The organism is Thalassotalea sediminis, assembly GCF_030295915.1.
In the GTDB taxonomy this organism is placed as follows: Bacteria; Pseudomonadota; Gammaproteobacteria; order Enterobacterales; family Alteromonadaceae; genus Thalassotalea_C; species Thalassotalea_C sediminis.
In genome coordinates, this window is the sequence record NZ_AP027361.1 from 902,339 (window position 1) to 926,265 (window position 23,927).

Annotated in this window: 23 protein-coding genes; 16 read left to right on the forward strand and 7 right to left on the reverse strand. The window is 38.9% G+C overall.

Going from position 1 to position 23,927, the window contains the following annotated elements:
- Positions 1–17 precede the first annotated feature (17 nt).
- The 7 genes from QUE09_RS04085 (at position 18) to QUE09_RS04115 (ending at position 7,980) form a co-directional block, all read left to right on the forward strand.
- Complete coding sequence (locus QUE09_RS04085; protein WP_286235879.1) at positions 18–932, forward strand: dihydrodipicolinate synthase family protein; 915 nt, start codon at positions 18–20, stop codon at positions 930–932.
- Positions 933–1,016: 84 nt separating this feature from the next.
- Positions 1,017–2,030: a 4-hydroxyproline epimerase gene (locus QUE09_RS04090; RefSeq protein WP_286234938.1), complete on the forward strand. Its 1,014-nt coding sequence runs from the start codon at positions 1,017–1,019 to the stop codon at positions 2,028–2,030.
- A gap of 29 nt (positions 2,031–2,059) precedes the next feature.
- Positions 2,060–3,583, forward strand: coding sequence for an aldehyde dehydrogenase (NADP(+)) (locus QUE09_RS04095; RefSeq protein WP_286234939.1), 1,524 nt, complete (start codon positions 2,060–2,062; stop codon positions 3,581–3,583).
- A 93-nt stretch (positions 3,584–3,676) separates the two neighbouring features.
- Positions 3,677–4,342 carry a GntR family transcriptional regulator gene (locus QUE09_RS04100; protein ID WP_286234940.1) on the forward strand — a complete coding sequence of 222 codons (666 nt, stop codon included), beginning with the start codon at positions 3,677–3,679 and terminating at the stop codon, positions 4,340–4,342.
- 216 nt (positions 4,343–4,558) lie between these two features.
- Positions 4,559–6,115, forward strand: coding sequence for a SulP family inorganic anion transporter (locus tag QUE09_RS04105; protein ID WP_286234941.1), 1,557 nt, complete (start codon positions 4,559–4,561; stop codon positions 6,113–6,115).
- A gap of 66 nt (positions 6,116–6,181) precedes the next feature.
- A complete protein-coding gene (locus tag QUE09_RS04110; protein WP_286234942.1) occupies positions 6,182–6,487 on the forward strand; it encodes a DUF1289 domain-containing protein in 306 nt (101 codons plus the stop codon).
- 65 nt (positions 6,488–6,552) lie between these two features.
- Positions 6,553–7,980: a GAF domain-containing sensor histidine kinase gene (locus QUE09_RS04115; RefSeq protein WP_286234943.1), complete on the forward strand. Its 1,428-nt coding sequence runs from the start codon at positions 6,553–6,555 to the stop codon at positions 7,978–7,980.
- Positions 7,981–8,089: 109 nt separating this feature from the next.
- Here the strand turns inward: QUE09_RS04115 and QUE09_RS04120 are convergent, their stop codons facing one another.
- Entirely contained in the window at positions 8,090–9,397 is a 1,308-nt protein-coding gene (locus QUE09_RS04120; protein ID WP_286234944.1) for a sigma-54 interaction domain-containing protein, read from the reverse strand.
- A gap of 183 nt (positions 9,398–9,580) precedes the next feature.
- On the opposite strand from QUE09_RS04120, the gene QUE09_RS04125 reads away from it, so the two are divergent.
- From QUE09_RS04125 to QUE09_RS04160, 8 genes are read left to right on the forward strand one after another with little or no spacing between them, the layout of a single operon-like run.
- Positions 9,581–10,159, forward strand: coding sequence for a Tll0287-like domain-containing protein (locus QUE09_RS04125; RefSeq protein WP_286234945.1), 579 nt, complete (start codon positions 9,581–9,583; stop codon positions 10,157–10,159).
- Between the two features lie 36 nt (positions 10,160–10,195).
- The gene (locus QUE09_RS04130; RefSeq protein ID WP_286234946.1) at positions 10,196–11,788 is read left to right on the forward strand and encodes a cytochrome ubiquinol oxidase subunit I; all 1,593 of its coding nucleotides are present in this window, start codon (positions 10,196–10,198) and stop codon (positions 11,786–11,788) included.
- Complete coding sequence (gene cydB, locus QUE09_RS04135; protein ID WP_286234947.1) at positions 11,785–12,921, forward strand: cytochrome d ubiquinol oxidase subunit II; 1,137 nt, start codon at positions 11,785–11,787, stop codon at positions 12,919–12,921. Before QUE09_RS04130 ends, cydB begins: the two co-directional genes overlap by 4 nt.
- Positions 12,922–12,934: 13 nt before the next feature.
- The gene (cydX, locus tag QUE09_RS04140; protein ID WP_286234948.1) at positions 12,935–13,042 is read left to right on the forward strand and encodes a cytochrome bd-I oxidase subunit CydX; all 108 of its coding nucleotides are present in this window, start codon (positions 12,935–12,937) and stop codon (positions 13,040–13,042) included.
- Positions 13,043–13,046: 4 nt separating this feature from the next.
- Positions 13,047–14,702 carry an ABC transporter ATP-binding protein/permease gene (locus QUE09_RS04145; RefSeq protein WP_286234949.1) on the forward strand — a complete coding sequence of 552 codons (1,656 nt, stop codon included), beginning with the start codon at positions 13,047–13,049 and terminating at the stop codon, positions 14,700–14,702.
- Positions 14,695–16,230 (forward strand): ATP-binding cassette domain-containing protein, encoded by a 1,536-nt coding sequence (locus QUE09_RS04150; RefSeq protein WP_286234950.1) that lies wholly within the window; start codon positions 14,695–14,697, stop codon positions 16,228–16,230. The genes QUE09_RS04145 and QUE09_RS04150 overlap by 8 nt, the downstream gene beginning before the upstream one ends.
- The gene (locus tag QUE09_RS04155) at positions 16,230–16,718 is read left to right on the forward strand and encodes a hypothetical protein (protein ID WP_286234951.1); all 489 of its coding nucleotides are present in this window, start codon (positions 16,230–16,232) and stop codon (positions 16,716–16,718) included. The genes QUE09_RS04150 and QUE09_RS04155 overlap by 1 nt, the downstream gene beginning before the upstream one ends.
- Positions 16,719–16,741: 23 nt before the next feature.
- On the forward strand, positions 16,742–17,086 hold the full coding sequence (locus QUE09_RS04160; RefSeq protein WP_286234952.1) for a carboxymuconolactone decarboxylase family protein: 345 nt from the start codon (positions 16,742–16,744) through the stop codon (positions 17,084–17,086).
- A 365-nt stretch (positions 17,087–17,451) separates the two neighbouring features.
- On the opposite strand, the gene QUE09_RS04165 is transcribed toward QUE09_RS04160, so the two are convergent.
- The 3 genes from QUE09_RS04165 to QUE09_RS04175 form a co-directional block, all read right to left on the reverse strand.
- Positions 17,452–18,609 carry a M56 family metallopeptidase gene (locus tag QUE09_RS04165; RefSeq protein WP_286234953.1) on the reverse strand — a complete coding sequence of 386 codons (1,158 nt, stop codon included), beginning with the start codon at positions 18,607–18,609 and terminating at the stop codon, positions 17,452–17,454.
- Positions 18,610–18,622: 13 nt separating this feature from the next.
- On the reverse strand, positions 18,623–19,000 hold the full coding sequence (locus QUE09_RS04170) for a BlaI/MecI/CopY family transcriptional regulator (RefSeq protein WP_286234954.1): 378 nt from the start codon (positions 18,998–19,000) through the stop codon (positions 18,623–18,625).
- A gap of 373 nt (positions 19,001–19,373) precedes the next feature.
- Positions 19,374–20,897: an HD domain-containing phosphohydrolase gene (locus tag QUE09_RS04175; protein WP_286234955.1), complete on the reverse strand. Its 1,524-nt coding sequence runs from the start codon at positions 20,895–20,897 to the stop codon at positions 19,374–19,376.
- Positions 20,898–21,188: 291 nt separating this feature from the next.
- On the opposite strand from QUE09_RS04175, the gene fahA reads away from it, so the two are divergent.
- Complete coding sequence (fahA, locus tag QUE09_RS04180; protein WP_286234956.1) at positions 21,189–22,511, forward strand: fumarylacetoacetase; 1,323 nt, start codon at positions 21,189–21,191, stop codon at positions 22,509–22,511.
- Positions 22,512–22,562: 51 nt separating this feature from the next.
- Here fahA and QUE09_RS04185 read toward each other — a convergent pair whose 3' ends face one another.
- Genes QUE09_RS04185 through QUE09_RS04195 form a run of 3 tightly spaced genes read right to left on the reverse strand, consistent with a single transcriptional unit; the run spans position 22,563 to position 23,783 of the window.
- A complete protein-coding gene (locus QUE09_RS04185) occupies positions 22,563–23,432 on the reverse strand; it encodes a CPBP family intramembrane glutamic endopeptidase (RefSeq protein WP_286234957.1) in 870 nt (289 codons plus the stop codon).
- Between the two features lie 56 nt (positions 23,433–23,488).
- Positions 23,489–23,629, reverse strand: coding sequence for a bacteriocin (locus tag QUE09_RS04190; RefSeq protein ID WP_286234958.1), 141 nt, complete (start codon positions 23,627–23,629; stop codon positions 23,489–23,491).
- A gap of 10 nt (positions 23,630–23,639) precedes the next feature.
- Positions 23,640–23,783: a hypothetical protein gene (locus QUE09_RS04195; protein ID WP_286234959.1), complete on the reverse strand. Its 144-nt coding sequence runs from the start codon at positions 23,781–23,783 to the stop codon at positions 23,640–23,642.
- Positions 23,784–23,927 lie beyond the last annotated feature (144 nt).

Sequence of the window (23,927 nt, forward strand, 5' to 3'; positions counted from 1 at the left end):
AGTGGTAGATATAGATGATGAATATTAATTGGCGTGGTGTATATCCAGCGGTTACAACGCAATACAATGATGACTTTTCAATTAACTTTGCAGCAACGCAAGCAATGGTTGATTCGTTAATAAAAGAAGGTGTTGACGGTATAATTGCCTTAGGAACTGTAGGTGAAAATTGTTCTCATACAAGAGAAGAAAAGCAAGCAGTATTAAAGGCGATTATCGACGTTGTTGCCGGACGTGTACCTGTAATCTCTGGTGTTGCAGAAACGACAACGCAGTTTGCAATTGAATATTCACAAATGTGTGAAGAAATCGGTATTGATGGGCTTATGGTTCTGCCTGGTATGGTATACCGTTCAACAGAAGCAGAAGCTATCCATCACTATCAACAAATAGCACGTAACTGCCAGTTACCGATCATGATTTATAATAATCCCGTAACCTATGGCGTCGATGTTTCAATTGAAGGTATGAAGGTACTTGCTAATGAAGCAAATATTGTTTCTATTAAAGAGGCTACCGAAGATACTCGTCGTATTTCTGAGTTATACGCGGCCTTTGGCGATCGCTTTATCGTTTTTGGTGGTGTTGATGATATTGCCTTAGAAAGCCTAATGCTTGGCTGTACAGGTTGGATTTCAGGACTAACAAATGTATTTCCACAAGAGTCAGTTGCTATTTTTAAGCTCGCTGAACAAGGTCGTTATCAAGAAGCATTAGAAATTTGGCGTTGGTTCTTACCTTTATTGCGCTTGGATACCATTCCTACGCTTGTCCAATGTATTAAATTTTGTGAACAGTTAGCAGGTAGAGGTAGTGAAGTTACGCGTGCACCAAGAATGCCTTTAACGGGGGAAGAGCGCCTGCGTGTAGAAAGGTTATTTAATGAGGCAATGGCAACACGTATTGATTTAAGTAAGTTCAATTTAGATTAACGCGACATAATATCTAATAAGTTAACGATTGATATAAGCGAGGTATGCCTCGCTTTGTTAGTCTTGTTTTAGTTTAGGACTTTAATGAACAAAGGCACCTTTTTTTGTATTGACGCACACACGTGCGGTAATCCTGTTCGCTTAGTTACCAGTGGACACCCTAATTTAAAGGGGGAGTCTATGAGTGAAAAGCGTCAGAGCTTTTTAGCGGAGCATGATTGGATCAGACAAGGCTTAATGTTTGAACCTCGCGGTCATGACATGATGTCTGGGGCATTTTTATATCCCCCATGTAGTGATAATGCCGATGCATCCATTTTATTTATTGAAACATCTGGCTGTTTACCCATGTGTGGCCATGGCACCATAGGTGCTGTTACAGCAGCCATTGAGGCTGGCCTGTTATCGCCTAAAACGCCAGGAAAATTGGTCATAGACGTACCTGCAGGCCAAATAAATGTTGAATATGGCATGCAGGATAATAAGGTTACATTTGTAAAAGTTTACAATGTGGCTGCCTATCTAGCATATCAAAATATTACCTTAAATATTCCCGGTTTAGGTGAGCTTAACGTTGATATTTCTTATGGTGGAAACTATTACGTCATTGTCGAGCCTCAACAACATTTTCCAGGTATAGATGTTTGGAGTGCGGCCGAAATATTGCGTTGGAGTCCAATTGTAAGAGCAATCGCAAGTGAAACGGTAAACTGTCAACATCCAGAAGATCCAACCGTTAACGGCGTTAGTCATGTGTTATGGACGGGTACGCCACAAAATGAAAATTCTGATGGTGCGAATGCCGTATTTTATGGTGATAAAGCCATAGATCGTTCGCCTTGTGGCACAGGCACAAGTGCTCGTATGGCGCAACTGTTTGCTAGAGGAAAACTGGCTATTGGCGACGATTATACACACGAAAGTTATATAGGGAGCCAGTTTATTGGCCATATCGAAGATACGGTTATATTAGATACCCCGCAAGGTAAAATAACCGCAATTAAACCAAGCATACAAGGTTGGGCCAAAGTATTTGGCAAGAACTGTATTACTATAGACGATGATGATCCATACGCCTTAGGTTTTACGGTTAAGTAATTTATTTTAAAAACGAAAGTGAGGCAAAAATGTCTATTTCAGGAAAAAATCTCATCGCTGGTGAATGGTCTGGTGATACAGAAGGTGGTTTTACTGCAATAAATGCTGTAGAAAATAAACCCATGGGTGTCAGATTTGCTGATGCGACGGAGCAAGAAGTAGAAACAGCTATCTTACAAGCGAATCAAGCTTTTGACAGTTATCATTTAATATCAGCTAAAAAACGAGCACAGTTTTTAAGAACTATTGGTGAAGAAATCATCGCTCTTGGTGATGAACTTGTCGATATGGCAACTGCTGAGACAGGGTTGCCTGTGATGCGAATAGAAGGGGAGCGTGGACGAACTGTAGGCCAACTTGGATTGTTTGCTGATTTACTTGAGTCAGGAGAATATCAAGGTGTCATTGACCATGCTGATGCAAACCGTCAACCATTACCAAAGCCAGATACTCGTTTAGGGTATTTGCCGTTAGGCGTTGTCGGTGTTTTTGCCGCAAGTAATTTTCCTTTAGCGTTTTCAACTGCTGGTGGAGATACCGCATCAGCATTGGCTGCTGGTTGTCCTGTTGTGATGAAAGCGCATGCGGCACATCCTGGCACTGCCGAATTAGTCGCACAAGCGATCAGTCGTGCGATCAGTAAATGTGAATTGCATCCTGGTGTTTTTTCACTATTGCAAGGCAAAAACTATGGCATTGCTACACAAGTAGTGACACATCCATTAGTCAAAGCTGTTGGTTTCACTGGTTCTGAACGCGTTGGGATGATTTTGCAAAAGCAGATTAATGAACGCCCTGAGCCAATCCCTTTTTATGGCGAACTTGGCAGTATAAATCCACAATTTATTTTACCTAGTAAATTAGCTAATCAAGCAAGTGAAACAGCGCAAGCATTGGTTGCATCATTAATGATGGGTCAAGGACAGTTTTGTACAAGTCCTGGTATTTGGGTTTATATCGATGGTGAAGGAAGTGAAGAGTTTGAGGCTGCTGTTATTAACGCGATAAGTGACACGCAGGCTGGGGTTATGTTAACGCCTTCTATTGCACATGATTATAAAGAAACTATAGAGCATTGGCAGTCTTTACCTAAGGTTTCATTATTAGCGCAAGGGCAGCCAAGTAAAGCGCATTTTTGTTCTGCAGCTGTTTTTGCAACTGACTTTGAGACGTTCAAAAAGACACCTGCGTTGAGTGAAGAAGTTTTTGGTGCATCCGCGTTAGTTGTACGTGTTGCTAATTTAGATGAAATGCTAGCGTTTATTCAGTTAATGAAAGGTAACTTAACTGCGAGTGTTCACGCTAATGATGCTGATTTACCTTTAAGTCAGTCTATCGTTGCACGTTTAGTACATAAAGTCGGTCGTGTTATCTACAACCAAATGCCAACCGGTGTTGAAGTATGTGCGTCGATGAATCATGGTGGACCATTTCCAGCGTCAACAGACGTTCGAACAACGTCTGTAGGGTCAGAAGCGATTAAACGCTTTCAACGTCCAATATGTTATCAGAACATGCCTCACGCATTATTACCTGAGCTCTTAAGAGAGTAAATGTTCCCCTTTGTAAAGGAGCTATTTGAAATAGCTCCTTTTTTTTAACGCACAAATGCTTATAATGGTCGCATCTTAAGTAGGAACACTTTTATGAGCATAGTTTACAAAACACGTACCCAATTGGTTGTTGAAACCTTGAGGGAGAAAATTCTAAATGGCGAAATTAAAGCTGGTCAACCGCTACGCCAAGCAGCGTTAGCAGACGAGTTAAACGTAAGCCGAATTCCTATCAGAGAAGCTTTATTGCAGCTGGAGGCTGAAGGTCTTGTTGCTTTTGAACCACATAAAGGAGCAACCGCAACTGAGTTGAATATTGACCAAGTTGATGAGCTGTTTGAATTGCGTGCAATGTTGGAGTCTGAATTATTAGCCGCATCAATTCCAAATTTAAGTGAAGACGCGTTAGCACAGGCAACAGAACTATTAAGTAAATTGGATAAAGCATTAGGCAAAGAAAATGCTGCGAATACCTGGAGTGAGTTAAACTCTGATTATCATAACTGTTTGTATTCAGGTGCTAATCGCCCGCAAACGCAAGAGATTGTTAATACATTAAATAAAAATGCAGATCGTTATATTCGTATGCATTTGTTATGGGCTGGTGGTATTTCTAAAGCCGAATCTGAGCATAATGAATTATTAGCGCTTTGCAAATCCCGCAACATTGAAAAAGCGGTTGCTTTAATGAAACAGCATATTCTTGGTTCACGCGATGAGATTAAAGAGTTTTTATTAGAACGAGAAAATCTTCAATAATATTATAATAAATATCAATAAGATAAGCGCTGTCATTTTTGATGAAAAAAACAGCGTTTATTGACTTTCGACCTACAAATCTATAGTATTCCCGCGCGTTTTTAACGCTAACCCTCTCATTTCCATTTTTTCTTCTAAGCTTTATAGAGAGTACGCGGCGTTTTTTGTTATTTTTGCCAATAGCTGGCATGCCTTATACACACATACGGGAAACTCATGTTTGAACTAAAAGCCAGTAAAGTTGGCAATTTAAAGAATGATGTATTGTCTGGACTCACTGTTGCTTTGGCATTGGTACCAGAAGCTGTTGCCTTTGCCTTTGTTGCAGGCGTTGACCCATTAGTGGGATTATATGCGGCCTTTATGGTTGGCCTTATCACCTCTATTTTTGGTGGTCGTCCTGGAATGATATCTGGAGCAACGGGTGCGATGGCGGTAGTCATGGTAAGCCTTGTTGCCTTGCATGGCGTGGAGTACCTATTCGCTTGCGTTGTATTAACAGGTATATTGCAAATATTGGCTGGTATTTTTAGGTTAGGTAAGTTTATACGGTTAGTGCCGCATCCCGTAATGCTCGGTTTTGTAAATGGCTTGGCAATTGTTATTTTCTTAGCACAGCTTGGTCAATTTAAAGTTGCAAATGAGGAAGGTATTTTTGTTTGGATGCAAGGGAATCAGTTAACAACAATGCTTGGGTTGATCGCACTTACTATGGCGATAATTCATTTTCTTCCAAAGTTAACTAAGGCCATTCCTTCGTCACTTGTCGCGATTATTGTGGTAACTGTGTTAGCACAAAGTTTAGATTTAGATGCGCGTACGGTCGTTGATTATTTACGTGATATGACCAATGACCCTACTGCATCAATTGCTGGTGGGCTCCCGTCATTTTCTGTACCACAGGTGCCGTTAAACTTTGAAACGCTTCGTATTATATTTCCTTTCGCATTAGTTCTTGCTGCGATTGGTTTAATTGAGTCTTTATTAACATTAACCTTGATCGATGAATTAACTGGTACACGTGGACGTGGTAACAAAGAATGTGTTGCCCAAGGTATGTCAAATACTGTCAATGGCTTTTTTGGTGGTATGGGGGGCTGTGCAATGATAGGGCAGTCTATGATCAATGTTAATTCAGGTGGTCGTGGTCGGGCTTCTGGTATTACCGCAGCCTTAGGCTTACTCTTTTTTATCATGTTTGCCTCAGGGTTGATCGAACAAATACCGCTCGCAGCATTAGTAGGCGTTATGTTTATTGTGGTTATTGGTACGTTTGAATGGTCTAGTTTTCGTATCATGCGTAAGGTGCCTAAAGCTGACGCCTTCGTGATTGTGCTTGTATCGGGCGTTACGGTTGCAACTGATTTAGCAATAGCGGTTGTTGTTGGTGTTATTGTGTCAGCACTTGTGTTTGCTTGGGAACACGCTAAACACGTTATTGTAAATCGTTATAAAGATGATAAAGGTTCGACCGTTTATGAAGTTAATGGCCCTTTATTTTTTGGTTCGGTATCTAGCTTTTTAGAGCAGTTTTCAATAGAAGATGATAGTGATGATGTTGTGATTGAATTCAAAAACTCTCGCGTTGCAGATCATTCCGCAATTGAAGCTATTGATACGTTAGCTGAGCGTTATATCGCTAAAGGTAAAACGATACACTTACGACACTTAAGCAATGAGTGTTTAGAGCTACTTGAAAAAGCGGGTGATTTAGTTGAAGTCAATGTGATTGAAGATCCCGATTATCATATCGCTAGTGATAAGCTCGCATAGTCGATAGTTTAGTTTATAAGGTCTATAGGTTATAGTTAGCCTATAGACTCTTTGTTAGCGTAATTTATGCAGTTAGAATTTTTTGATGTGCCAAGTCCATGTGTGGGCATCTGTCAGTCGGATGAGAAAGGCTATTGCCTGGGCTGTATGCGTACTCGTGACGAGAGACAACATTGGATAAATTTAACCTCTGATGACAAGCAGAAAGTTATCAAACGTTGTATTCAGCGTAAAAAGCGTAAAGATGGCCAACTTAAGGCTAAAGAGAAAGACACTCCACAAGAAATACCTCAACCTTCACTATTTGATCCCCCTTCAAAAAAAATTGTAGAGAATAAAGATGATCTTGATTTTGGAGACTTTGAGCTTTAGCTAAATATCTATTTTTATTTTTCGACTATTATTAAAGATTATAGTTGTGATAAAGAGATCTAGGGTTGAAAGAAAAACATGCCAAGCCAAGCTACGAAGAACTAGAGCGAGAGCTTGTCGATCTTACCTATAGTGAAAAGCTTCAACATGCATTATTTCAAATTGCCTCAATCTCACATGGCGAACTAGAGCTTGATAGTTTGTATCAACAGGTACATCGCATTGTAAATGAAGTAATAGACGCTACAAACTTTTTTATTGCCTTGTTAAATGAAGAAGAGCAACATATTCAAATTGTTTATTTTGTTGATGAAAAAGACTCTGGTGACAAAGACTTAACCGGTGAAATACTGCCTTTAGGGCAAGGTTTGACATCTTTTGTGGTAAAAACTAGACAGCCACAGTTATTGAACCAACAACGAATCGCAGCATTGATTGAACAAGGTGAAATTAAAGAAGTATTAGGTTCTACTGATTTTACCAGTTGGATTGGTGCACCGATGATCACAGGTGATACTTTTCATGGTGTGATTGTCGCGCAGACCTATAAAACTGCTGTCCACTACAATGAGCACGAATTAAAAGTACTCGATTTTGTCGCAAATCAAATCGCTAGTGCGATAGAAAGCAATGTTAATGAGACCCAGAGACGCCATGCTCAGCAACGTTTAGCTGAGCAACATAGGCTGTTAGAACAAAAGAATAAACAGTTAACTTCGACGATAGATAATTTAAAGAAAACACGACAAGAGTTAGTGCAAAGAGAGAAGATGGCGTCGCTTGGGGGGTTAGTTGCGGGTATTGCACATGAAATAAATACACCATTAGGTATTTGCGTTACAGGGGTTAGCCACTTAATGGAAGAATTTAAGTATATTAAGCACAGTTACGAGCAACAGACGTTGTCTGAAGATGACTTAGTGGAATTTTTTGATGAATTGGAGCAAGGTTTAAAGATTCTAGAGACCAATACTAATCGTGGCGCTTTATTGGTGAAAAGCTTCAAGCAAGTCGCTGTTGATCAATCCTCAAATAAATCTAGAGATATCAATATTAAAAATTATCTTGGCGAAATTTTATTGTCTTTAAAACCAAAATTAAAACGTGTTAAGCATGAAGTTATCATAGATTGTCCAGATAATATTAATATTACTACCAATGCAGGTGCACTATCGCAAATATTAAGCAACTTGATTTTAAATTCACTTATTCATGGATTTGAAGACAAAGAGCATGGTCGTATTAAGATCAGCGTTCAAGATAAGCCCAAGGTAATAAATTTACATTATGCAGATGATGGAAAAGGCTTAACATCTGAGCAAGTCGATTGTTTATTTGAGCCCTTTTTTACCACTAAACGTGGAGAAGGTGGCAGTGGTCTTGGAACACATTTAATTTATAATCTCGTCCAATCGCTCAATGGTAAAATCAAAGTTAAAAGTGAACTAGGTAAGGGGCTCGCATATCTTATTAGCCTACCCAAGTCGCTTTAGGTGCAGTCGCTTAAATTTAATTTTAGAGTTTGGCTGTATAGACTTAACCTAACTCACTGTTATGATCGAACTACGGACGTTTGTTAAAGTTAGCTGCTGGGTGTTCCGCTCATAATTTTAATTGGTACTTATTCAGCTTACGGTAAAGTGTTCTGACACTTACATTTAGCTGAGTAGCTAAGTCTTCAATATTACCTTCAAAAGTATTTGTTACTTCTGCTAAGTATTTTTTTTCCGCAGTCTCTAAGGTCATTAAGTTTGTATTTTCTTCAACTATATCTGGTAATTGAGTGAAACTAGTTTCTTGTATATATGGAGGTAAATCTTCAACACAGACAGTATCTTCATCAGACAATAAAACCGATTGTTCGATAATATTTCTTAATTCTCTAATATTTCCAGGAAAGTTATACTGCTCAAGAGCCAATAGTGCTTTGTCACTGTAGGTTTTATTTTTATATTCAGAATGATTTAAAAAGTAAATTACCAGTGATTTAATGTCTACTTTCCGTTCTCTTAATGGTGGTAAGTAAATTGGAAAACCTGCTATTCGGTAATATAAGTCTTCTCTAAATAACCCTTTTTCCATCAGTTCTTTTAGATTTTTATGCGAAGCTGACAAAAACCTAAAGTCAGCCTTTTTCTGTTTTAAGCCGCCAACAGAGCGAAAGCTACGCGTTTCTAAAAGGCGTAATAGTTTTACCTGCATATTTAGCGGTACATCACCTATTTCATCAAAAAATACTGTACCGCCGTGAGCGATTTCTATTAGACCTTTTTTAGTGTGTGTCGCACCTGTAAAAGCGCCTTTTTCATGGCCAAATAATTCAGATTCAAACAAAGTTTCATTCAACCCGGTACATTCGATAATGACAAAAGGTTTTTCATTACGATGGCTGCCTTCATGTAGTGCCTTTGCCACGAGCTCTTTCCCAGTGCCTGTTTCGCCTTGCAGTAATACTGCTATGTCAGATTTAGCAGCGCGGTTGATCTGTTTTAGCATATGTTTGAATGGCTCGCTTTCGCCGATCATTTTATCTTTCGCGAGCTCAGCACTAGCAAAGTTGATTTGTTCTAAAATCTCTAAAAAACCGATGATTTTGCCATGTTCATTTTTGACCGGACGCATCAAAATATCACAAAACTGTTTACCTTGTTCTGTTTGGTGAATATGCACGACACTAGTTGCTTTTTGGGATTGCATACAGGTTTTTATAGGGCAATCTTCACCATGCTGATCACAAGGGTTTTTGCTATTGTGAGATATTTCATGACAGCGACTTTTCCCGACAATCACCTTTTTGGTATATAAATCTTCATACGCTTTGTTAACTGCTCGAATACGATAATTTAAATCTAAAAAGATCACAGGTTTTTCAATGGCATTGATTGTTGACTGAATAATTGAATGCTGCATAAGGCTTCTTTGACAAATATGGCGTTACTCTGTGTCAAATATGGCACAAAATTTTACTGGTTAATAGGTTTCTTTTCTTTTATTTAATTTAAGTTTAACGATTACAACTGGTTACAGTGTTGCTGCAACTTGAAATAAATCTTGATATTAGTTTGAATAACACAATAAATTTCATGGATATTTATGCCATCATTCAAATCAATATTGTCAATTTCGCTATTTTTGGTACTAGGTTTTTCGGCAACAGCTTCTGAATTGCAACTAGAAGAAGCTAAGCAAAAAATTCAAGTGTTTGCCAAAACCTTAAAAGGCAGTTTAACGTCAGCAGTTAAAACAGGAGGTCTTGGCGCTGGAGTGGAGATATGCCATAAGCAAGCACCTGAAATAGCTAAGAGCCTTTCAACAGATGGTTGGCAGGTATCTAGAACTAGTCTTAAACCAAGAAACCTTGAGAATAAGCCTGCGCCTTGGCAAAAATCTGTACTTGAAAAGTTTGAACAGCAAAAAGCTGCGGGTAAGCCTGTAACAGACTTGGCGTTTATAGAGCGCGATAACAATACATTTCTAATGGTAAAAGCCATTCCAACTGGCAAGCTTTGCTTGAATTGCCATGGCAAGTCTATAGACCCAACATTACAAGCAACCATTAATCGCTTATATCCCCATGATCAGGCGACAGGCTTTTCTCTCGGTGATATTCGAGGCGCTTTTGTCATTCAAAAAGCACTTAACGATCAGAAAACTCAAGAACCAATTAACTAATTATTAAAACAATTCCTAAAAATATGGAGATATATCATGAATGAAGCAGTGGTCGAACTGTCTAGACTACAGTTCGCATTAACCGCTATGTTTCACTTTATATTTGTTCCTTTAACGCTAGGGCTCAGTTTTTTACTGGCAATAATGGAATCTGTATATGTGATGACAGGCAAAGAAATTTACAAACAAATGACCAAGTTCTGGGGCAAGTTGTTCGGTATCAATTTTGCGATTGGAGTGGCAACTGGTCTCACCATGGAGTTTCAATTTGGTATGAATTGGTCTTATTACTCACATTATGTGGGTGATATTTTTGGTGCTCCGCTGGCCATTGAAGGATTAATGGCCTTTTTTCTTGAGTCTACGTTTGTCGGCTTGTTCTTCTTTGGCTGGGACAAAATGTCAAGGGTTAAGCATTTGTGCGCCACCTGGCTGGTAGCGTTAGGCTCAAATTTTTCTGCACTTTGGATATTAGTCGCTAATGGCTGGATGCAATACCCGGTAGGAGCCGAATTTAATGTTGAATCGATGCGGATGGAAATGACCAACTTTGCAGAAGTGATATTCAGCCCAGTTGCTCAGGTTAAGTTTGTTCATACGGTTTCTGCTGGTTATGTTACAGGCGCCATGTTTGTATTGGCTATTTCAAGTTATTACCTTCTTAAGAATAAAGAGATTGCCTTTGCTAGGCGTTCATTTGCGATTGCTGCAAGCTTTGGTTTAGCGTCTGTATTGTCAGTGATTGTTTTAGGTGATGAAAGTGGCTATGAGCTTGGTGATGTTCAAAAAGTGAAGCTTGCGGCTATTGAAGCGGAATATGACACTCATCCTGCGCCAGCACCGTTTACTTTATTTGGTTTGCCAAATGATGAAACGCGAGAAGTGGATTATGCCGTGAGAATTCCTTGGTTAATGGGGATTATCGCGACAGGCTCTACCACTGAGGAAGTTATGGGGTTAAAAGAGCACGAAATAAAAAATAGAGAGCGAATTTTATCTGGCGTTGAAGCTTACAAGGTACTTCAGCCTGTACGAAATGGTACGGCGACTGAGCAGCAATTAGCGCAATTTGAACAACATAAAGGTGATATGGGGTACGCCATGTTACTTGAGCCTTTTACCGACGACATAACCACGCCATCTGCTAGTGCGATTGAACAGGCGGTAGATTACTCTATTCCGCCTGTAGCACCGCTATTTTGGAGCTTTAGAATTATGGTGTTTTGTGGCTTTGTTATGTTGTTTGTTTTTGCTTTTGCCTTTTATTATTCAACAAAACATCAAATTACTAAGCCTAAATGGTTGCTTAAAATGTCGCTATGGGGCTTACCGTTGCCCTGGATTGCTTCTGAAGCAGGTTGGTTTGTTGCTGAATATGGTCGTCAGCCTTGGTCTATTGCAGAAGTACTACCTGTTCACACCGCAGTCTCAAATCTGACAGAGGGTGAGATCATGTTAACGCTTATTGGTTACAACGGTTTTTATACGGTTATGTTTATTATCGCGTTTTATTTAATGCAAAAGTTTGCGCGTAAAGGACCAACTGAAATTGCACGCGAACAAGCTCTGCAAGAACAGCGAGAAGCTGAACTGCTTGAATCATATAACGCCAAAGGAGTAGAAGCATGATTGATTATGAAGTGTTAAGGGTCGTCTGGTGGGTACTCATAGGTGTGTTGTTGATTGGATTTGCCATTACTGATGGATTTGATTTAGGTGTTGGTGCCTTATTAACATTAGTCGGTAAAACGGACCAAGATCGTCGTGTGATGATCAATACGATTGGACCGCACTGGGATGGTAACCAGGTCTGGTTTATTACTGCTGGCGGTGCAATATTTGCCGCTTGGCCTATTATCTATGCAACGGCATTTTCAGGATTTTATGTTGCCTTAGCTTTAACTTTGATTGCCCTTTGGATGCGTCCATTAGGTTTTGATTATCGTAGTAAATTGCCTAATGCCACGTGGCGAAAGAGCTGGGATTGGGCGTTATTCGCAGGCGGTATTATTCCTGCGCTTATCTTTGGTGTTGCTTTTGGTAACTTGTTACTAGGCGTGCCATTTGAATTTGATGACCGCTTAAAACCGATTTATACCGGTAGTTTCTTCGAACTATTAAATCCGTTCGCGATATTAGCAGGGTTAGTATCTATCGCTATGATCCTTAATCATGGCGCGACTTGGCTTCAGTTGAAAACCGTTGGTGTATTGCATACGAGAGCAAGAATGGTGTCATTTGTCCTTTCTATTGCTACCGCAGCACTATTTGTATTGGCAGGTATTTACCTAGCTATTGGAGTTGAGGGTTATGTGATCACCTCAACGATTGATACGCTCGCAACAAGTAATCCCATGGCGAAGCAAGTTGAAGTTCAAGCCGGCGCTTGGTTACAAAACTATGTTCGCTATCCATGGATGATGATCGCGCCTTTTGTCGGTATTGTATCGGCATTGGCTTGTGCTGTTTTCTCCAAACTCAATAAAGGTGGCTTAGCGTTTGTAGCCAGTGCTTTAACTATGACAGGGGTTATTTTAACGGCGGGCTTTTCAATGTTCCCATTTCTTATGCCGTCAAGCTCTCTACCGGCCGCGAGCTTAACAGTTTGGGATGCAACATCGAGTTATAAAACATTAGAAATTATGTTTTATGTCGCCTGTATTTTCGTTCCTATCGTTTTAAGTTATACCGCTTATGGTTTTTGGGTGATGCGCGGCCGCATTAAACAAAGTGACTTAAATCAGTCTCACGCTATCTATTAAGGAGAACATAATAATGTGGTATTTCACTTGGATTTTAGGTGTGTTGCTTGCTTGTTCGTTCGGCATTATTAATGCGATGTGGCTTGAAGCGACAGAAGACATGGATAGAGAGAGCGATTAGCGCCATGAATCAACCAGAAGCATCTCAAATACAAGCATTAAAAGGGCTAAAACAATATCAGGCAGAATACCGTCAGGAGTTAGTCAAGCTTGTATTGATAAAATCTAGCTATTTTATTGCCCAAATTATTTGCTTCTGGTTATTCGCTCAGATGATGCACATGCTTATTGTTGAGCAATCCAGCTATTCAGCGACACAGTTTAATTTATTTGTGGTCAGTGCTTTTTGTTGGTTGGTTGGTCGACATATCTCTCAACACAAGGAGATTTCACTTGATAGAAAAATAAAATTGAATATAGAACGAAAAGTGCAAAAAAGCCTTAGTGAGCAACAACATGCGTTAGCACAACAACATTCTAGCTTTCAATGGCAGCAAATATTTTTACAACATATACCTGCTGTTGCTGCATACATTAGCCAGTATGTGACGCAAAAATACCTATCCGTACTAGTCCCAATACTTGCGTTGGTAATGGTTTTTGCGGTGAACTGGTTTGTGGCTCTTATTTTAATAGTGACTTTGCCTTTAGTGCCTGTATTTATGATCTTAGTGGGCCATGGCGCTGCTAACATCCACCGAAAGCACTTCATTAGTTTAGAAAGGTTAGGAGGGATTTTTATTGATAGGTTGAAAGCGCTGACAACCATCACGACCTTTAACCAACACCATAATCAAAGTCAGCTGCTTGATACGGCAAGTAACTTGGTAAATAAACAAACCATGAATGTAGTGAGTGTTGCATTTTTATCAACAACTGTTCTGGATTTCTTTGCCACCATTTCAATGGCTTTAGTCGCGGTTTATATCGGTTTTAGTTTACTCGGTGAGTTAAGCTTTGGACCTGAAATAGTATTTAGCCAAGGATTATTTCTTTTATTACTTGCGCCGTTATTATTTTCAGAATTAAAGAATTTAGGCCGCTTATATCACCAAAAAGCACAGGCTGAAGCTGCGTGGGAAACGCTAGAGCCTATGTTTAGTTCTTTGTCTTTACAAACAAAACCTGTCAGTTCATCAGAGGAATTTACTGGTATTGACTGGCTTAACTTTCAAGTTCATAACCCCAAGTTAACTGCGCCAATGCTTCATATAAAACCAAAGCAACACATACATTTACAAGGACGATCTGGCGCCGGTAAGTCAGTTTTTTTACAAGCGTTAATGGGATTAACTGATGCTAGCCATCAACTAACGAGTAAATGTGTGTTATTAGGACAATCGCCAGTTATTTTACCGTCGTCGGTTCGAGAAAATTTATCGTTAGGTCATCCTGTTAGTGATGATAAGCTTTGGCATGTTTTACAAGGAGTTTCACTTGATAGAGTGATTCACAGCTTACCTCAAGGAATAGACACTCAGCTTGGTGAACATCCGCCTCTTTCGGGAGGCGAGCTACAAAGGCTAATGTTAGCTCGCGTGTTACTGCAATCAGCGGAGGTGATTTTACTAGATGAGCCTACTGCACATTTACCTGAAGAGCAGCACCAAAAGTTATCGCTGCTAATTTATCAATTAACAAAAGAAAAAACTGTTATTTGGGCTTCACATAAACGGTTGCCAAATGAATGGTTTGAGCAAATTTGGCAAATAACTGATGGCGTGATTAACAATAAGCATATAGGCCAAGAAAAGGTGCAGGGAGTTATTGCTGATGCGTAACCCTTTTTTATCTTTAATTTTGGCATTAATTCATGGGGGAGCAGGCTTAACTATTTTATTGGTTGCTTCTTGGTTTATTGCGGCTAGTGCAGTAGCAGGGCCTAGCTTCAATTATGTATTGCCTGCTGTCGCTATTCGAGCCTTTGCCTTATTACGCATTAGTAGTGGTTACGGTGAAATGTGGTTATCTCATCATCAGTTATTAAATAAGCTGGCAAAATTACGCCTTACAATATTTAAAAACTTAGACGGCCAACCTGAGAATTTACGTGCACTAGAAACCGATAAACTTCATTATCAAAGCCAAGACTTAGCATCCGTTTGGGTTGGCTGGGTACATCAAAATGCTAGTGCAATACTATCAATGTTGCTTATTAGTGCCTTGGTATTGCTCTTTATGCCTAGCTTTTCTTTAACTTGGTTTGGCTTTGTAATATGGAGCTTAGGAGTTTATAGCTGGTTAATGTTCTCAGGTATAAGTACAGCCAAGTTGAAGTTAGCTGATAGAGCAAGGTTAGAATCAGATATTGAACATCACATCGATTCGGCTCAAATCTGGCATATGATGTATTCATCTCAGTCACCAGATTGTTCATCGTTTTATAATATTGATACCAACAATAAACATCAGATTGAAAAGGCATTTAGCTTGCTGTTATTCGGTAGTTTGTTGTGTGTGGTGTTGCTTTTGAGTCAAACCAATAATCTGGTTGATTTATATATCATTACACCATTGTATTTAGTTTTACCTATGGCATTTTTGGCCGCTACTGATTGGTTTGGCCGTGTATTTTATACTCAAGATAGATTACAGGATTATTTAACCAGCAAAGCTAATTTGTCAGCGCTTAAATATGAGCTTAGTGTCCGCAACAATGAAAAAATTACCACTTTGCAGTTAACTGATTTTAATGTTGCAACGGCAAAACAAAATACTGTGAACGTTAAAGTAACAGAGCCAAGCTTAACATTATTAACGGGGGCATCTGGTAGTGGTAAAAGTCGCTTCATGATGGCAATGGCAGGTTTGCTACCTCACATTGGCAAAAAATGGATTAACCATGAAGAGATAGCAAGTAATTCAATAATTAGTGATATTGCTTATATAGAGCAACACCCTTACTGTCTATCGGGCACATTAAGACAGAACTTACTGATCGCTAATGAAAAAGCTTCTGACGCATTGCTTGTCGAGTGCTTATCTAGTGTAGGGTTAGGGTATTTATCAAATTTAGGTGAGTGGGTAGGGACTGGCGGCAGAGTTTTATCAGGAGGTGAATTAAAGCGGTTAGGTTTAGCCCGTGCGTTATTAAGTCACCAATCTTTTATCTTACTCGATGAACCATTTGAGGCCCTTGATGAGGCTAACGTTAAAGAAATTGTGATTATTATCAATAAATTAAAGCAGACTAAGAAACTAATTGTTGCTAGCCACGTGATTCCATCAGATTTACAAGTAGACAGCCTTATTTCCCTTGAAAAAAATGTATGGGAGTATAAGTCGATAATTGAACATGGGCTGGCCTAATGACGTCCTTTATTAAAATAACCCCGATTGAAATGAAAGCGATTAACGGACGTAGTAATCTTCTCAGTTATTTAATTACCAATCGAGCATGTGAGTGTGCGGCACTGGTTATGAATAATCATTTAACAGAAATACAAGCTAATGAATTAATCAACGAGGTGCAATCATTAAATGTTCGTCTCGATTGGATTCTTTTAACTGAACGGCCAGATGATCCAGTAGTAATAGAACTTATTCAAAACAAGTGTGGTGGAGTTGTTGCGGGCAATGCAGCAGCACTTTCTAAACTTGAGCTACAATCCTCTGATAGTGTGGGGCAATTTGAACAGTTAAGCGAACATCAAATTATTCTACTTGGGCATATTGAGCTACAAGTTTTACCTGCTGAAAATAAATCATGTTTTCAAGTAGAGGATAACCTATTTATCGGTAGCAATAACCAAATAGATGCTAGTCACAATTTTAAAAAACAGATCTTTCGAATCTAATTTCACTTAAATAGGAATTTTAAATGACTAAATCATATAAAGATATTACTGATGCATTATCATCAAACTTAAAACAACTTCGCCCGAGTATTTCAGAAACAATGAAGGGTTTTTCTGCGATGGCTAAAGCGGCAACGGCTGAAGGTACGTTAGATAAGAAAACCAAAGAGTTAATCGCGCTTGCGATAGGTGTATCAACCCGTTGTGACGGTTGCATTGGTTTTCATGCTAAAGCGCTTGTTGATTTAGGTGCGACACGAGAAGAAGTCGAAGAAACTCTTGCGATGGCAATTTACATGGGCGGTGGTCCATCATTAATGTATGCAGCAGATGCGCTTCAGGCGTTTGATGAATTTACAGGCAATTAATACATAGAGTAGTATCGGTTACTTGTAATTACATGTGCCACCTGCAAGGTTATTAAATTGTTGGTGGCGCTTATTCTTCAGCGGGTACTCTCCTGCACTTCACCTATGAGCGTTCAACGGACGCTCGTTTTAATACCCTTATAGACAAATCCTAACTTGAAGCTTAGGTCAGTTGAGTACGTATAGCTGAAGCTGGTTCTAGCTAGATACTCGTCATATGCGATTTAGAATATTTTTGAGCTTGTTACCAATGAAGCAGTCATTTGATAATTAAAAAAACTAATTGAGCTTTAGTTGTAATGGTCCAGACTTGATCAGACAGTTACCCGTTTTTCAATTGGCAACTGTCAGTTTCGACTTTATGACTACAACTTAAACGAAAGCTGTACGGTATTAACCTGTTGCTTTCTATCTTTTGCCATGTATCGCCACTTCGCTAGCGCTTTTTTTGCTTCCTTATCAAATACATCGTCTGGATGTGATTCAATTACTCGAATATTATCAACCGTTCCATTTGGCGTCACCCCGAATTCGAGAATTACCCATCCTTCAATTCCATTATCGGCTGCTTCAGCGGGATATGTCGGATTTACGCGAACTATCGGTTGTTCCATTTTTGCTGGCTCACCGGAGAGAATTTTGTCTTTCTTACTAACTTCAGCCTTTAGTTGGGTTGTGGATATTACTGTGATGAAAATTGCAGCTATAAACGTAAATAGTTTACTGTAGCGGCTCGTTTTTTTTATGTTCATTAGTCGTTCTTTTACCATTGTCTCATTTCCTTGTTGTCCAAAGTAAAGTTGTAAAGGTACTGCTGTAGATTGAGAGTGAATTTGTATTAGTGCTCTTGCGTAATCTTGTTTAGACGTTGTTGACTTATCTTCAAGCACCGCTTCATCGCATGAAAGTTCCTGATCTTGACGGAATGCCCTATATCCAATCCAGACCATTGGATGAAACCAAAAAACTATCACAATACTGACTGCAATCAGATTCCATAAAATGTCTTTTCGACTATGGTGATAAAGCTCATGCTGGATAATTGCTTGTTGCTGGCTACGGGTAAATTGCTCAAAGAAGGCTTTCGGGATAAGAATAGCTGGTTTTATTAGACCGAAAAGTGCGGGTGAATAAACCTTCTCACTCTCGTATACTGGTAACGCCACTGTATCCATTAGTTTGTGGTTGACCTGATTAAGTGATTGATGAACAACGTTTCGTTGCATTAGTCCACTATACAACAACGCCAGTAATCCTGCCGATAGTCCGATTAAATAAACGATAAATAAATAATCTGACAATACTTGTTGATTGGAAATCATCACTTCGCTATTCGTTACCGTATAAAACGGCATCTGATTAACTGGTAACTGGGTTTTAGCATTGTTAGGAAGCCATGCTCCGAGTAAACAAACAGGAATAGCCAACCACAGTTGATAGGCTTGGCGGGAGCTAAAATATTCTACCACTTTGGAGCGCAATGCTAGTATCACAGCGAGCAGAATAGAAAGAGCTACCAGCATATCGAAAACTTGACTAATCATTGTCCTTCTCCCAGTCATCAATCAACTGTTTAAGTGCTTGAATGTCATCTTCTTTGAGGGATTCATGCTTCGCAAAATGAGCAACAAATGGAGAAAACTGCCCATCGAATACTTTGTGTAAAAAACGCTTACTTTGTTGCTGCGCATAACTTTCTTGCTCAACCATTGGCGTATAGAGATATTCTCTTCCTGACTTTGAATATGAGAGGATGCCCTTATTTACCAAGCGGCTAAGTAGCGTATTCAGGGTTTTTAAATGCCATTCGGTTTCAAGTAACATAAGTAATGCTTTAGCAGTCAATGGGTTTTTCTTCCAAAGGACCTGCATGACTTGGAGCTCAGCCTCAGTAATATCAATATCTTTTTTCATAATAGTTATACTACAGATGTAATATTTAAAATATTACATCTGTAGTATAAAATGTCAAGCAATGGCTGTTTATTATTTGAGCACCATTAAATGTAATGGGTGATATAATTAGTTTCCGGTGATGCAGTATTTGGAGTATCGCCATGAAGACATGTTGAATAACTTTTCTAATTAATTTTGATTTAGGCTAACTCATCTGCACAACAAAGCGTCACTAAAACACGTTTCGTGGCAAAAATGAGTTAGCCTGTGCGTCTGCAATTGGCACATATGGGGCCGTCGGATTTGCTCAATAATTAACATAAAACGTGATATATTCCGTGAGGATTTTTTAGCTAATTGATGTTCATATTAGGCCCATTTCATTAGTGAGCTAAATGTCTTGATATTGTTGATTAATATCTTCTGCTAGTGCGATGTTGTCTAGCATAATTGAAACGATTTTCGGATCTAAATGTGTGCCTGCGGCTTCATGAAGAAATGTTTGTACTTTATCCATCGGCCAAGCCTCTTTGTAACACCGTTTATGTGTTAGCGCGTCGAATACATCAGCCACAGCAACGATACGTGCAAAGATGTGAATTTCTTCCGCTACTAAGCCTTTTGGGTAGCCTGTACCGTCATATTTTTCGTGATGTTGTGCTGCAATAATCGCTGCTGCTTGAAGAATAGGGCGTGTTGAACCATGTAGAATATTTTCACCAATTACAGGATGACGTTTCATCTCTTCCATTTCTGACTCAGTCAGTTTACCTGGCTTTAATAAAATACGATCTGGCGTCGATATTTTTCCAATGTCATGCATTGGTGCGGCTTGTTTTAGCAACTCAGCTTGTTCTTCATCCATGCCTAATTTGATGGCTAGCATAAAAGATACTTCTGCCATACGCCTGATATGATTACCTGCCTCATTTGACCGAGATTCCACTACGTCACCGAGTCGGTAAATCAGTTCTTCTTGTGTTTCTACGATTTCACGGTTAAGTAATAAATTGTCAAATGCCAAACTGACATTGCCTGAAAATATTTCGAGTAATTTGGCATCTATCTCGGTTAATGCATTTATTCCCTTTAAATAGAGTAGGCTGACCTTTTCTGTATTACTTGGAAAATACCCAACCAAAACATCGTCTTGAAAAATACTGCACTTTTCTTCTATGGCTAGGTTTAAATACTTAAATGCCTGTTTTTTGAGTTCTTTGTCTACATTGTTACCAGAGATTTGGGCAAGCACTTGAAAGTCATTTTCACTATAAATTGCCCCCAACCCTTTAACTTGCAGCAACATACTTTCTTGTTCTATTTGTAGTAACGACATAATTTGCTGCAGTAAACCGCTGAAAAATTCAGTTAATGAACGCTGTTCTAGTACATTTCCTGTGGATTCAATTACGCGCTCTAAGCCTGTACGGTAAAGTTCCTGATAAATACGGGCTTTATCAACTTCGATAATATCGCGGTAAGCTCTTAACGCTGAAAAAACGGTTGTAAATAGCTTTTTTCTATCAAGTTCGGTTTTTTCTTTATAATCGTTTATATCAAACTCAACAATTACTTGCTCTTCAGGTGCTTGTCCTGGTTGTCCCGTTCGCAAAACGATTCTTGAAAACTTGTTTTTAAGTGTTTTTCTTATCCATTTCGTCAGTGTTAAACCTGCATCATCGGTTTCCATGACAACATCAAGAAATATTAATGCGATATTTTGTTCTTTTTCTAATATTTTTTGTGCCTCAGCAGCAGAGTAGGCATGTAAAAATGACAACTTACGCCCATCAAGCTCAAAGCGTTTTAATGCCATTTTTGTTACGTGATGAATGTCTTCTTCATCGTCAACAATTAGCACGCGCCAAGGCATTAATTCATTGGGCTTTGCATGTGATAAAAAAGAAAGTGCCATAGTATTAAAAATCATCGAGATGTTAATTTATGTATAGCGCATTCTTGCCTTTTTTGCCTAATAATGAAGAGGTAAGTGGCTATCAATCTTTTTCAATAACTATTTATTTAATATTTGAAAGTACATTTACGATATTTTAGGGAGTGTAAACTTATGTGTGCAAAATAAAGTTGCCAGTAAGATTATAGTCGTTTGCCAAGTGCGTAGCGTTTACATAATGCACTGTTATAATGACGCAAAAATTTATTGTGTGTTAATTGTTGGTAACACGCTGACCTATGGAGTGTTTTAATGTCGTCTCAAGTTAATTTAAACGCAACTCATGATCCTTCTCTTTCAAGCTGGGTAAGTACTGCGAACCAAGCGGGATGTGATTTCCCTATTCAAAATTTACCTTTTGCTGTCTTTCGTCGTAAGGGAAGTGACGAGTCATTCCGTGGCGGTGTTGCTATTGGTGATCAAGTAGTAGATTTAGCAGCAGTTAAAGAAGCCGATCTTTTTAGTGGTGTTGCTTCTGATGCGGTTGCAGCATGTGCACAACCTCAACTTAATGAATTTATGGCAATGGGTAAAACTGCCTGGAGCGAGCTACGTAAGGCGCTTTCAGAGGCATTATCTGAAGGCTCTGCACAACAAAATGCATTGAGTGCTTGTCTTGTTGCTATGTCTGATGTGGAGTATGCGTTACCGTGTAATATTGGAGATTACACAGATTTTTACACGTCGATTCACCATGCTACATCTGTTGGTAAAAAATTCCGTCCAGATAATCCATTACTGCCAAACTATAAATGGGTACCTATTGGCTACCATGGCCGTTCATCTTCTATCGAAATTTCAGGAAGCAGCTTTAAACGACCTAAAGGCCAAACTAAGGCACCAACGGCAACTGAGCCAAGTTTTGGCCCATGTAAACGTCTAGATTATGAACTTGAAGTTGGTATTTTTGTTGGTAAAGGTAATGTGCTAGGCGAGCCAATTAGTATCGATAACGCGGAAGATCATGTATTTGGTCTGTGCCTGTTTAATGATTGGTCAGCACGTGACATTCAAGGTTGGGAATATCAACCTTTAGGGCCATTTTTATCAAAAAGTTTTGCATCTACAATATCTCCTTGGATTGTTACAACTGAAGCACTTGCACCTTACCGCACTGCGTGGACGCGTGATGAAAATGATCCACAGCCAATGGATTATTTAGAGTCAGCTCATAATAGAGAGTCAGGTGCCTATGATATTCAGCTGCAAGTATTGTTAGAAACAGAAAAAATGCGTGCTGAAAAACAAGCGCCAACACAACTTTCTCAATCTAATTTTAATGACTCTTATTGGACTGTAAACCAAATGGTTGCGCATCATACTGTCAATGGCTGTAATTTGCGTGCCGGTGATATGTTCGGCTCTGGCACTCAGTCAGGACCAAACCCTGAAGAAGCTGGTTCAATGCTTGAACTGTCAAATGCTGGTTCTGAACCTATTACACTGCCTAATGGTGAACAACGTACTTTTCTTGAAGATGGTGATAACGTGATCATGAAAGGTTGGTGTGAAAAGCCTGGCGCAGCGAGAATTGGTTTTGGTTTTGTGGAAGCACTCGTGCTACCTGCTGAATAATGACTTTAAATAAGAAATCACGGTATTAATCGTGATTTCTTATTCTGCTAACTACACAAGTGTATTGTTAACGTTATTTTCGTTAAGACTGCGATTGATATGCCAAATGATGCCACATAGTAATACTAAAATCGCCATAACAAGATAAGAGCCTTCTAAGCCAAAACTTCCACCCGTTAATACTGAACTACCTGTGAGTTCTTGTACCAATAATCCTTCAACAGGAAGTCCACTGACAGGAAAGCCTAACATTGCCCCTTGCGTAAAGTTCCATGTGAAATGGAAGCCGATTGGGAACCATAGATCTTTGAAGTAGGCATAATATAATCCTAAAAATATACCTACTAGTAATAAGTTCATAAAACTGATTAATGAAATGTCACTATTTCCAGAGTGAAGCAACATAAAAATGAAAGCAGAAATTGTTATCGATATATATCTAGGTAGTGAACTTAACAAGTTCTTTAAAATATAACCTCTTATGAGAACTTCTTCATTAATGGCAACAATTAAGAAAAGCCCAAAGTACAAAGTAAAATGGTATAAATTAACAGTAGCTGTAGATGTTTTAATAAGATCTGAAAGTAACAATGCAAGATAAACAATGAATATTGATAAAATGCCACAGCCTAACCCAAGGTTCAGCTTTTTAAATAAGTCTTCACCAACAAAGCCTAGCTGTTTAAAAGGTTGCTTATCATAGCTTGTTTGCATTTGGTAAATTAAAAATATATTAGCGGCAGCTTGTAGTAGCAAAATAAATGACATTAACTCAATGTCTGTAGTTTCTATATTAAATTCGTCGGAATTAATAATATTTAGACTAAAAAAAGGAATAAGTATCAATCCTGCTATGATCTGCGAAAGAATGAGTAGTGTAATAATTCTCGCAATAGGGCTTTTTTTTAATATCTTTGTCATATTTTCTTCCTTGAGTTTGAAACCAGCGGGTTATTCGCTGGTTTCATGGTCACTCTTTAATGTGTTACCTCATAGAGCCAATTACCTAACTCTTTGCCCCATTCACCGGCTAATCCACTGCCAATTTCATAACCAATATCTCTCATAAGGCCGCCACCATTTACAGCTTTTAATTCATCCATATTTAATATTTTCATTGTTGACTCCTTAATGTGTTGCGTCGTAAACGCCAGCACCAATACCTTTGCCAAGTTCGTTTAAAGCCTCATGCCCAAGCAATAGGATTGTCCATAAAATGAGGGCTGCACCACCATTAACTGTAGTTAATTCACTCATGCTTAATTCACGCATAATTTAATTCCTTTTTGTTTACCTTGAAACTGACTAATTCGAATTGAGTTAGTCTCCTTATATGCTCATTTGCTTCATCGATTTAAAGGCAAATAAGCTCTTCATTCGCTATACCTGCAATTGCCTGAATAGCAGAATGTGATT